The 11,009-nt window shown below is 61.5% G+C and carries 13 protein-coding genes; 2 read left to right on the top strand and 11 right to left on the bottom strand.

The genetic code is table 11. The annotated features are described in order from the left end of the window. Nucleotides 1–20 precede the first annotated feature (20 nt). Genes RHM69_RS19210 through RHM69_RS19200 form a run of 3 tightly spaced genes read right to left on the bottom strand, consistent with a single transcriptional unit; the run spans nt 21 to nt 2,173 of the window. Nucleotides 21–608, bottom strand: a complete 588-nt coding sequence (locus tag RHM69_RS19210; RefSeq protein WP_003195087.1) for a YggT family protein — start codon at nt 606–608, stop codon at nt 21–23. 25 nt (nt 609–633) lie between these two features. Beyond that, entirely contained in the window at nt 634–1,452 is an 819-nt protein-coding gene (gene proC, locus RHM69_RS19205) for a pyrroline-5-carboxylate reductase (RefSeq protein WP_032902278.1), read from the bottom strand. A 34-nt stretch (nt 1,453–1,486) separates the two neighbouring features. Further along, nucleotides 1,487–2,173: a YggS family pyridoxal phosphate-dependent enzyme gene (locus RHM69_RS19200; protein WP_014720328.1), complete on the bottom strand. Its 687-nt coding sequence runs from the start codon at nt 2,171–2,173 to the stop codon at nt 1,487–1,489. Between the two features lie 57 nt (nt 2,174–2,230). Here RHM69_RS19200 and RHM69_RS19195 point away from each other — a divergent pair, with 57 nt between their 5' ends. Then, nucleotides 2,231–3,265, top strand: a complete 1,035-nt coding sequence (locus RHM69_RS19195) for a type IV pilus twitching motility protein PilT (RefSeq protein ID WP_200599505.1) — start codon at nt 2,231–2,233, stop codon at nt 3,263–3,265. A gap of 148 nt (nt 3,266–3,413) precedes the next feature. Here the strand turns inward: RHM69_RS19195 and RHM69_RS19190 are convergent, their stop codons facing one another. After that, a complete protein-coding gene (locus tag RHM69_RS19190) occupies nt 3,414–4,052 on the bottom strand; it encodes a C40 family peptidase (RefSeq protein ID WP_003195078.1) in 639 nt (212 codons plus the stop codon). 249 nt (nt 4,053–4,301) lie between these two features. On the opposite strand from RHM69_RS19190, the gene RHM69_RS19185 reads away from it, so the two are divergent. After that, nucleotides 4,302–4,730 carry an NINE protein gene (locus RHM69_RS19185; protein ID WP_020301920.1) on the top strand — a complete coding sequence of 143 codons (429 nt, stop codon included), beginning with the start codon at nt 4,302–4,304 and terminating at the stop codon, nt 4,728–4,730. 43 nt (nt 4,731–4,773) lie between these two features. On the opposite strand, the gene RHM69_RS19180 is transcribed toward RHM69_RS19185, so the two are convergent. The 7 genes from RHM69_RS19180 to gshB form a co-directional block, all read right to left on the bottom strand. Continuing rightward, nucleotides 4,774–6,045, bottom strand: a complete 1,272-nt coding sequence (locus RHM69_RS19180; protein WP_038451845.1) for a dihydroorotase — start codon at nt 6,043–6,045, stop codon at nt 4,774–4,776. Continuing rightward, nucleotides 6,042–7,046, bottom strand: a complete 1,005-nt coding sequence (locus RHM69_RS19175; protein ID WP_014720325.1) for an aspartate carbamoyltransferase catalytic subunit — start codon at nt 7,044–7,046, stop codon at nt 6,042–6,044. Before RHM69_RS19175 ends, RHM69_RS19180 begins: the two co-directional genes overlap by 4 nt. A gap of 24 nt (nt 7,047–7,070) precedes the next feature. Continuing rightward, nucleotides 7,071–7,577: a bifunctional pyr operon transcriptional regulator/uracil phosphoribosyltransferase PyrR gene (gene pyrR, locus RHM69_RS19170; RefSeq protein WP_019817751.1), complete on the bottom strand. Its 507-nt coding sequence runs from the start codon at nt 7,575–7,577 to the stop codon at nt 7,071–7,073. Between the two features lie 132 nt (nt 7,578–7,709). Beyond that, nucleotides 7,710–8,147: a Holliday junction resolvase RuvX gene (gene ruvX / locus RHM69_RS19165; RefSeq protein WP_003195067.1), complete on the bottom strand. Its 438-nt coding sequence runs from the start codon at nt 8,145–8,147 to the stop codon at nt 7,710–7,712. Continuing rightward, entirely contained in the window at nt 8,147–8,716 is a 570-nt protein-coding gene (locus tag RHM69_RS19160) for a YqgE/AlgH family protein (RefSeq protein ID WP_019817750.1), read from the bottom strand. Before RHM69_RS19160 ends, ruvX begins: the two co-directional genes overlap by 1 nt. A gap of 173 nt (nt 8,717–8,889) precedes the next feature. After that, entirely contained in the window at nt 8,890–9,795 is a 906-nt protein-coding gene (locus RHM69_RS19155) for an energy transducer TonB (protein ID WP_014720322.1), read from the bottom strand. Nucleotides 9,796–9,872: 77 nt separating this feature from the next. Further along, nucleotides 9,873–10,826 (bottom strand): glutathione synthase, encoded by a 954-nt coding sequence (gene gshB / locus RHM69_RS19150; protein ID WP_020301918.1) that lies wholly within the window; start codon nt 10,824–10,826, stop codon nt 9,873–9,875. Between the last annotated feature and the right edge of the window lie 183 nt (nt 10,827–11,009).

Raw genomic sequence — 11,009 nt, 5'->3', positions numbered from 1 at the left:
TCCCATAGGGGCTACGGCATTCAGATCAGGCCAAACAACTCTTTTGGCATGTAAGCAAAGTAGGCCAGGCGCGGAATCACCCAGCTTTGCAGCAACTGAATCACGATAAACGCGAAGATCGGCGAGATATCCAGGCCACCCAGGTTCGGAATCAGGCGACGGAAGGGTGCCAGCACGGGCTCGGTGATCTGAGCCACCAATTCGGCACCTGGGCTACGGCTGCCCGGTGCGACCCAGGAGAGGATCACGCTGATGATCATCGACCAGAAAATGATCTTCAGGAACAGCGAGAAAATCCCGATCAGGCCCCATGGCAACAGCAGGACGGTGAAGGCCTGGTAGCCATTGAGCATCAGGATCACCACGAACAGCAGGATTTGCAGCAGCAACGCCAGCACCAGCGACGACATGTCCAGGCCGAACAGGCTCGGGATCACTCGGCGCAGCGGCTTGAGCAGTGGTTGGGTGGCCTTCACCACGAACTGGCACAGCGGGTTGTAGAAGTTTGCACGCACCAGTTGCAGGATAAAGCGCATCAGCACGATCAGCAGGTACAAGCTGCCCAGGGTCTGGATGATGAAAATGGCAGCGTCATTGATTCCGAGCATGTTTGATTACCTTGGTAAGGGACGACTATTTGCCCAGTTGCTCAGCCATCTCGGCTGAACGATGTGCGGCGGCACCCAGTGCTGTTTCCACCAGGGCTTCAAAGCCCCCGGCCTGGAACGACTCGATAGCCGCTTGTGTGGTGCCACCTGGCGAGGTGACGCGACGGCGCAGTTCGGCGGCATCCACCTCGCTGCCGACCGCCATTTTCGCGGCGCCCAGGGCGGTTTGCTCCGCCAGTTGCTCGGCCACGTCGTGGGGCAGGCCCAGCTTGACACCGGCGGCGGTCATGGCCTCGATCAGCAGGAAGAAGTAGGCCGGGCCACTACCGGAAACGGCGGTAACCGCATCCAGTTGCTGTTCCTGCTCCAGCCACACGGCGATGCCCACCGCAGACAGCAGTTCCTGGGCCTGGTCACGTTGCTGCGCGGTGACTTCGCCGGTGGCATACAAACCGCTGACGCCCTGGCGCAGCAGCGCCGGGGTGTTGGGCATGCAGCGCACGATGGGCTGGGCGCCGAGCCAGTTGGTCATGCTGGCGCAGGTGATGCCAGCGGCAATCGACACCACCAATTGGTGAGGTTGCAGACTCGGGCGCAGGCTCTCGCACACAGCCTTCATGGCCTGGGGCTTGACCGCCAGCACGATCACATCGACGCCGTGGATGGCCTCGGCATTATCAGCGAAGGTCTGGATGCCGTGTTCGGCGCTGACGCGCTCGCGGGTCTCGGCGCCCGGGTCGCTGGCGCGGATCTGCTCGGCGTCCAGGCCCTTGGCCCGCAGGCCACCGATCAGGCTGGCCGCCATGTTACCGGCGCCGATAAAGGCAATACGCGTGTTGCTCATGACAGGTCCTTATTTTCGAGGGATGTCAGCCATTTCACGGCTGGCCGTAGTCGCGGGCGCCAAACAGCGCGGTACCGATCCGCACCCAGGTGGCGCCTTGGGCAATGGCCGACTCAAGGTCGTGGCTCATGCCCATGGAAAGTGTGTCCAGCGCCAGGTTCAAGCTGGCTTGCAGGTCGCGCACCGTGGCAAACGCCGCATCCTGCTCTGCCCGATCTTCAGTCGGCTCGGGAATCGCCATCAAGCCCCGCAGCTTCAAGCGCGGCAGGGCGCTGATCGCCGTGGCCAGGGCCGGCAGGTCGGCGGGTGTGCAGCCGGACTTGCTGGCTTCGCCACTGACATTGACCTGAATGCAGATATTGAGCGGCGGCAGGTCGGCCGGGCGTTGTTCGGACAGGCGTTGTGCGATTTTCAGGCGGTCCACGGAATGCACCCAAGCGAAGTGCTCGGCGATAGCGCGAGTCTTGTTCGATTGAATGGGGCCGATGAAGTGCCAACTCAAGGGCAGGTCGGTTAAATCCGCCTGTTTGCCCAGGGCTTCCTGCAGGTAGTTTTCGCCAAAGTCGCGCAGCCCGGCGGCATAGGCTTCGCGCACTGCCTGCGCGGGTTTGGTCTTGCTCACGGCCAGCAGGTGGATGCTGCTTGCGTCACGTTGCACGGCGTCGGCTGCGGCGCGGATGCGCTGGCTAACCAGGCCGATGTTGTCTGCTATCGTCGACATTCAAGATGCGCCCGTGGATATGGAGTCCGCGGCATTCTACTGGAAATGGAAAGCCCTATGGATATCACGCAATTGCTGACGGCCAGCGTAAGCCGAGGCGCCTCAGACCTGCATCTGTCAGCTGGCCTGGCACCGATGCTGCGCATTGATGGCGAGGTTTGGCCGCTGGATGGGCCAGCGCTGAACGCTACCCAAGTGGTCGACTTATTGAGCCCGTTGCTGAATAAACATCAACAAAAGGATTTCGAAACATCTCTTGAAACGGATTTTGTCTTCGAATTGCCAGGCGTCGCCCGGTTCCGGGCGAACGTGTTCCGCCAGGATCGCGGCGTGGGTGCAGTGTTCCGGGCTATTGCGACTGAGGTCCAGAGCCTGGAGGCGCTGGGATTGGGCGAGGTGTTCCAGCGTATCGCCCGCCTTCCTCGCGGCCTGGTGCTGGTGACCGGGCCCACCGGTTCTGGCAAGTCCACGACCCTGGCGGCGATGATCGACGACCTCAACCGGCATCGACGCCAGCATATCCTCACGCTGGAAGACCCCATCGAGTTTATCCACAGGCCGAAACTGGCGCTGGTCAACCAGCGCCAGGTGCATCGTGACACCCACAGTTTCTCGGTGGCCCTGCGTTCAGCCCTGCGAGAAGACCCGGATGTGATCCTGGTGGGTGAATTGCGCGATCTGGAAACCATCCGCCTTGCGCTGACGGCGGCAGAGACCGGGCACCTGGTGTTCGGCACTCTGCACACCTCGTCGGCGGCAAAGACGATAGACCGGCTGGTGGACGTCTTCCCGGCCGGGGAAAAGGCCATGGTCCGCTCGATGCTGTCGGAGTCGTTGCAGGCGGTGGTCTCTCAGGTGTTGGTGAAGAAGGTGGGCGGTGGGCGTGTGGCCGCCCATGAAATCATGCTGGGTACGCCGGCGATTCGTAACTTGATCCGTGAGGACAAGGTGGCGCAGATGGTTTCGGCAATTCAGACCGGTGGGGCGTTGGGGATGAAGACCCTGGATATGAGTTTGAAGGCGTTGGTGGGCGCGGGCCTGGTCAGTCGGGAAGAGGCGCGGGAGAAGGCGAGGGTGCCGGCAGATATCTAAAACGCACAGATACACAATGTGGGAGCTGGCTTGCCTGCGATAGCGGACTGTCAGGCACTCTGTCTGCCAACTGACACACCGTCATCGCAGGCAAGCCAGCTCCCACATTTGATTGCATTTCAAAGGGGGAGCTTCAGTGGTGCCTGGCTTAGCGCTGCACGATCCGCAGGTTGCTGTTCTGCTCTTTAGGCAGTACCCGCTTGGCAATCACGTAGTTCTTGTCCCAGAACGGCTTTTTCAGCGTGTCGATGCTCACCGACTTGCCACGGCGCGGTGCGTGAATAAAGCGGTCATTGCCCAGGTAGATGGCAACGTGGTTCACCTGGCGGCTCTTCAACTTGAAGAACAACAGATCGCCCGGCTTCAGGTCTTTGCGGTCAACCTTCAACCCATGGCCGGCCGCCATGGCGTTGGAGGTGCGTGGCAGGTCCACCGCTTTTACATCGTTAAATGCATATTTCACCAGCCCGCTGCAGTCGAACCCTTTACTTGGGCTGCTGCCGCCCCAACGATAAGGTGTACCGAGCACGTTGACGGCACGGCTCAAGACGTTGCTGCTTTGCTTGGTGTTCACGGCCAGCTGGGTGGAAAGCACTTTGCCGTGGGCCTTGCTCAGTTGAGTCGGGCGGCTGACGGTCGGCTTTGCCGCTTTGGCAGTGCTGGGCGTGCTATGGACTTTAGGGGTGAAACCGTTAACGTTCGGAAGTCGTTGCTCACGATTGGTGGCGTGGGCGGCCAGTGGCATTAATAGGCAAATGGTTAGCCATGTCTTGAAAAATGGTCGCATTAGGCGTGGCTCTTATGGGTTTGCGCGCAACTTTATAACAGCTTTTTGTGCTGTTCTCAGGCCGTTTGTCGACTGAACCTTGGGGTCAAATTCAGGAAAAACGCGACGATTCGCCGCAATTGTCCTACACAAGGCAGGCGGTACAAGGCTTTGAGGGCAGGAAGATACCATTTACCGTACGTCGGGCGCCCGTAAAAAAGTCACAAAGAAAATGAAAAAATTTATCTATCGACGCAAAAGAGGTCCTTCATGAACACCTATCAACAGGTTGGTCAGCAGCACGACACCCACAGTAAGGCGATTGGTTACCTACTGTGGATTTTCGGTTTTACCGGGGCTCATCGCTTCTATTACGGCAAGCCGGTGACCGGTACGATCTGGTTTTTCACCTTTGGCTTGCTGGGTATTGGCTGGCTGATCGACTTGTTCCTGATCCCGGCCATGGACCGTGAAGCCGACCTGCGTTTTACCGCTGGGCCCATTGAATACAACGTGGCCTGGATTCTGTTGGCGTTCCTGGGGGTGTTTGGTGTGCACCGTATGTATCAGGGCAAATGGATCACCGGCCTGATCTACCTGCTGACCGGCGGTTTGTTCCTGATCGGGGTGCTCTATGACTTCTGGACGCTGAACACGCAGATCTCGATCCGCAATGCCGAGCGCAACAGCGGGCGCTGAGCACTGATCGTTCCCACGCAGAGCGTGGGAACGAGCTTGCGCGTCAAGCCTGGTAGCTGATCCGCCCATCCATCAAGGTGTACCGCACCGTCGCTGGCAGGCTGTGGCCGATGAACGGGCAGTTTTCGCCCTTGGACAACCAACGCTCACCAGCCACCGTCGAGCTTGCCAGGTCGAACAGCACCAGGTCCGCCGGTGAACCCACCGCCAACTGGCCCGCTGGCAAGCGCAGGGCCTCGGCCGGGCCGGCGCTCAGGCGCGACAGTAGTGTCGGCAAGTCCAGCAAGCCGTCTTCTACAAGCGTCATCGCCAGTGGCAACAACAACTCCACGCTGCTGATGCCCGGCTCGGTCGCGCCAAACGGTGCCAGCTTGGCGTCTCGCTCGTGAGGTTGGTGATGGCTGGAAATCGCCGACACCACACCCGACTTCACCGCCGCACGCAAACCGTCACGGTCTGCCTTGGTGCGCAGCGGGGGCTGTACGTGGTAAAGGCTGGAGAAGTCGATCAGCGCCTCATCCGTCAGGATCAGCTGGTACAGGGCGACATCCGCAGTTACCCGCAAGCCACGGGCCTGGGCCTGGGCGATCAGAGCCACGCCCCGGGCGCTGGTCAACTGGCTGAAATGCGCACGCACGCCGCTTTGTTCCACCAGCAACAGGTCACGGGCGAGGGCCACGGTTTCTGCGGTTTCCGGAATGCCCGGCAGGCCGAGGAAGCTCGCCACTGCGCCTTCATGGGCCAGGCCGCCTTCGGCCAGGTCGTGGTCTTGGGAATGGAAGATCACCGTCAAGTCGAACGTGGCCGCGTATTCCAGGGCGCGGCACAAGGTGCGCGTGCTGCGAAAGCTTTCCAGGCCATTGCCGAAGGCCACGCAACCGGCGTCACGCAGGGCGATCAATTCGGCGAGTTGTTCGCCATCCAGGCCCTTGCTCAAGGCGCCAATGGGAAACACTTTGCAATTGCCGGCTTCGCGGGCGCGGTCGAGGATCAGCTCGGTCACAGCAGAAGTGTCCAGTACCGGCTTGGTATTGGGCGGGCAACACAGGCTGGTCACGCCACCGGCTGCCGCGGCCTGGGTTTCGCTGGCGATGTTGCCTTTGCGACTGTAGCCCGGTTCACGCAGGGCGACATTCAAGTCCACCAGCCCAGGTGCGGCCACCAGGCCCTTGGCGTCAATGCTCTGGCCGGCGTTGAAGCCGGCGGGGGCGGCGCCGATGGCGACGATCTTGCCGGCGTCCAGGTGTAGATCGGTAACTTGGTCCAGGCCGCTGGCCGGGTCGATGACTCGGGCGCCGAGAATGCTGAGCTTCACTGGGCCTGCTCCTGCTCGAATTGACGTTGCGCGGTTTGTCCGCTCATGGCCATGGACAGCACGGCCATGCGCACGGCGATGCCGTAGGTCACTTGGTTGAGAATCACCGATTGTGGGCCGTCGGCCACCGCCGACTCAATTTCCACGCCGCGGTTGATTGGCCCCGGGTGCATCACGATGGCATCCGGCTTGGCCTTGGCCAGGCGTGCGGTGGTCAGGCCGAACAGGCGGTAGAACTCACCTTCGCTGGGCAACAAGCCCCCGGCCATGCGCTCGCGTTGCAGGCGCAGCATGATCACCACGTCCACATCCTTGAGGCCTTCGGCCATGTCGGTGTAGACCTTCACGCCATACTGTTCGATGCCGATGGGCAATAGGGTCTTGGGCGCGATCACGCGGATATCCGGGCAACCCAGGGCCTTGAGAGCCAGCATGTTCGAACGTGCCACCCGCGAATGCAGGATGTCGCCGACGATGGCTACCGAGAGGTTTTCAAAGCTGCCCTTGTGCCGACGAATGGTGAGCATGTCGAGCATGCCCTGGGTCGGGTGCGCGTGACGGCCGTCGCCGCCATTGATGATCGCCACGTTCGGGCACACATGCTCGGCGATGAAATGCGCAGCGCCGGAGTCGCCGTGGCGTACCACGAACATGTCGGCGGCCATGGCTTCCAGGTTGCGCAAGGTATCGAGCAGGGTTTCGCCCTTGCTCGCCGACGAGGTGGACACGTTCAGCGTGATCACATCGGCCGACAGCCGCTGGGCCGCCAGTTCAAAGGTGGTGCGGGTGCGGGTGGAGTTTTCGAAGAACACGTTGCAGATGGTTTTGCCGCGCAACAGCGGGACTTTCTTCACTGCCCGGCCACCGACTTCCAGGAACGAGTCGGCGGTGTCGAGGATTTCGGTGAGCAGTTCGCGGGGCAAACCGTCGAGGGACAAGAAGTGTTGCAACTGGCCCTGAGCATTGAGCTGCAGCGGGCGCTTGGCATCTAGAGGCGTCATCGCGGGGACTCTTTACAAGGCGGTTTAAAGGGCAAGGTCTTGCAGTTCGAGTTCGAGCGGCGTAGGACCGGACAATTTTACCCGCTGCTGGGGTGCAAGCGACAGGGTTGCACCCACGACGTCCGGGCTGATCGGCAGTTCGCCAGCATCCAGGTCCAGCAGGCACACCAGGGTCACGCTGGCAGGGCGGCCATAGTCGAACAATTCGTTCATGGCGGCGCGGATGGTGCGGCCGCTCATCAGCACGTCGTCGATCAATACCAGGTGCTGGCCTTCGATCTCGAAGGGCAGGGCCGATGGGCGCACTTGTGGATGCAGGCCGTTCTGGCTGAAGTCGTCGCGGTAGAAGGACACGTCCAGGGTGCCCAGAGGCGAATCGCTGCCCAGTGCTTCCAGCAATGCCTGGGCTACCCACACGCCACCGGTGCGTATGCCGATAAAACGCGGTTCGCTGATGGCACGGTGTTCCAGGTGCGCCTTGAGGCGTATCGCCATCTGGCTGATCAGTTCGGCAGGGTTCGGCAAGCTCATGGTGGCTCCTTATCAAGTGTGTAGGAGCGAGCTTGCTCGCGAAAAACTCATGGGCACCGCGTTCATCCAGTCTTCTCGCGGTATCGTTAACGTTCTTCGCGGGCAAGCCCGCTCCCACAGGATCGCGGCGGGTCAGGATTCAAATAAAGCGGTGTTTTCATCCAGCCAGCCCTGCAACAGCAAGGCCGCGGCGATGGCGTCTACCGGGTTGTCGCGGTAACTGCCCTTTTGCCCGCCACGGTCGCGGCGCTCCCCCTTGGCTTCGAAGGTGGTGAGGCGTTCGTCGTGGGTATAGAAGGGCAGGTTGTAGCGGCCATTGAGGCGGCGCGCGAACTTCTCGGCGCGCAGGCACATGTCACTGGGGGTGCCATCCATGTTCAGGGGCAGGCCGACCACCACTGCGTCAGGCTTCCACTCTTTAATCAGGGCTTCGACCTGGTTCCAGTCCGGCACGCCGTTCTGGGCCTTGAGGGTGCACAGTTCGCGGGCCTGGCCGGTGATGACCTGGCCAACCGCTACGCCGATCTGTTTGGTGCCGTAGTCAAAACCGAGGATCAGACGCAAGGCCATCAGGCGTGCCCCGCCTGGCTGGTCAGCAGGCTGAGGTTGACCCGCAGCTTCGCTGCTGCCGCTTCCAGGCGCAATTCGCTGGCGGTGTTGAACAAAATGTCAGCGTCGAACGGGCAGGTCAGCCAGGCATTGCTGGCCAGTTCGGCCTCCAGTTGCCCGGCTTCCCAACCGGCGTAGCCCAGGGTGATCACACTCTGCTCGGGGCCGATGCCGTCGGCGATGGCGAACAGCACATCCTGGGATGTGGACAGTGACACCCCATCAAGGTCTACCGTGGCCTGGAACGTCGGCCCGGTGGGGTGCAGTACAAAACCGCGATCGGTCTGCACCGGCCCGCCGAAGTAGATCGGTACGCCCTGGCAGCGCGCTGGCGGGTCGATTTCCGGGCGCAGTTGCTCAAGGATATCGGCCAGGTTCAGCTCCTGCGGGCGGTTGACCACCAACCCCATGGCACCATTGGCCGTGTGCTCGACGATGTAGGTCAAGGTCTGCGCAAAGTTCGGGTCGGCCATATGGGGCATGGCGATCAGGAATTGGTGCTTGAGGTAAGTCGGGCTGACGTTTTTCATGTCCGCTAGTGTGGCGTTGGAGGGACGAACTGACAAGTGCGGGCGCGAGCCTGGTCGCTGATCGTTCCCACGCTCCGCGTGGGAACGCATCCCGGGGCGCTCCGCGTCCCAAGAGCAGACGCAGAGCGTCCATGGCGGCATTCCCACGCGGAGCGTGGGAACGATCTGTGCGATCAGTTGCTGGACAACCGGTCGCCCTTGGCGAACCGCCAGGTGCGGATGATTTCCAGGCGGTCCACGTCGTTCAAGTCGCCGCTGAACGGCGCAAAGGGCGCGGCCAGGCGCACGATGCGTTGCGCGGCCTGGTCCAGCAGCGGCTGGCCGGAGGACTCCAGCACCTGCACTTCATACAGCGAGCCGTCACGGTTGATCGACACCAGCAAGCGCAAGTTGCCATAAATCTGCTGGCGCCGTGCCTCGTCCGGGTAGTTGAGGTTGCCGATGCGTTCGACCTTCTTGCGCCACTCGTCCTTATACCAGGCGCCTTTGTCGCGCATGGTCGAGGCCGCGTTCAGGCGGTAGATGCGCGGGCGCTTGGCATACAGCTGTTGTTCATGGGCCAGTTCGGCTTCGAGGCTGGAAATTTCGTCGGACAGCGTCGAACTGTCGAACGTCGGCGCAGGTTTCACTGGCTCGGGCTTGGGTTCGGTCTTGGCCTTTTCGCGCTGGGTCGGGGCTTTTTGCGGCTTGGGCGCGACGGTGGCTACCGCAGCCTTGGGCGTGGCCTGCTTGACCTCGGGCTTTGGCGCCGGCGGTGGGGTGACCTTCTTGACCTGGTTGTCGTGGAAGGGCGCCACTTCGGTGGTCTTGGGCACGGCTTTCTTGTCGAGGGTGCCGCTGCCTTGCTGGTTTTCCTGGGCGAGAAAGTCAGCCTTTTCGGGCTTCTTTTCGCTCTTGAACGTAGCAAGTGTGATTTCCAGGGTCTTGGTGATCTGCTTGGGTTCCACCAGGGTGAACCCCACGCCCAGGAGCAGGGCGAGGTGAATCAGCGCAGCGAGAAACAGGGTAAAACCGAGACGATCAGCCGGGCGCACGCCGCTATGGGTGAATTCGGGGGGCAGATCGGACGGGAGTGTCATGACAAGAAAACCAACATCGCGCGTTTCACAGGTTGCGCATGATAACGCAATGTTGGTATGTGTCCGGCTGTTCTATGTCACTTGGCTTTTAGCTTGCGCTCAATGGCGGCCATCAGCATTTCGCCGATGTTCGTACCAAATGCATTGTCGATCTCGCGAATACAGGTCGGGCTGGTGACGTTGATTTCAGTGAGGTTCTCACCAATTACGTCCAGTCCGACAAACAGCAGGCCTTTTTCCCGCAGGGTCGGACCGACTTGAGCGGCGATCCAGCGGTCCTTGTCCGATAACGGCCGCGCTTCACCGCGACCACCGGCGGCCAGGTTGCCACGGGTCTCGCCGGCTGCCGGGATGCGCGCCAGGCAGTAATCCACCGGCTCGCCGTCGATCATCAGGATGCGCTTGTCACCGTCCTTGATCGCCGGCAGGTAGGCCTGGCCCATGATCTGCTGGGTGCCGAGGGCGGTCAGGGTTTCGAGGATCACCGACAGGTTCGGGTCGCCGGCGCGGTGACGGAAGATCGAGGTGCCGCCCATGCCGTCCAGCGGCTTGAGGATCACGTCGCCATGCTTGGCGGCGAATTCACGCAGTACATCGGCGCGGCGGCTGACCACGGTCGGTGGTGTGCACTGCGGGAACAGGGTGGCGAACAGCTTTTCATTGCAGTCACGCAGGCTTTGCGGCTTGTTGACGATCAACACGCCGGCCCGTTCGGCTTGCTCCAGCAGGTAGGTGGAGTACACAAATTCCATGTCGAACGGCGGATCCTTGCGCATCAGGATCACGTCGAGGTCGCTAAGGGGGCTGTCGATTTCGTCAGAAAGCTCGAACCACTTCTCGGGGTTGGCGAACACCTGCAGCGGGCGCATGCGTGCGCGGGCCTCGCCTTCACCCTGGTAAAGGTCGCGCTGCTCCATATAGAACAAGGTCCAGCCGCGGGCCTGGGCGGCCAGGAGCATGGCCAGCGAACTGTCCTTTTTATAGGAAATGCTGGCGATAGGGTCCATGACAATGCCGACGCGAACGCTCATGGGGGATTTCCTCTAGCAAATTGGGGCGCATAAAAGTGGCGTCAGAGTGGCGCTGCGGCTGTTGTGGGTCAAGGAAAAACCACTGGGTGGGTGCCTCGATAGATTGCGCTTGGAGACTGTGCTAAAAAGGCTGGCACGGCGCAGCAGCCCTTGAATTCCAAGGCTTGCGGCGTTCATCCTGTG

Source organism: Pseudomonas sp. CCI1.1 (genome assembly GCF_034348165.1).
Taxonomy (GTDB): Bacteria; Pseudomonadota; Gammaproteobacteria; order Pseudomonadales; family Pseudomonadaceae; genus Aquipseudomonas; species Aquipseudomonas paracarnis.
This window is presented reverse-complemented; position numbering and strand designations above follow the sequence as displayed.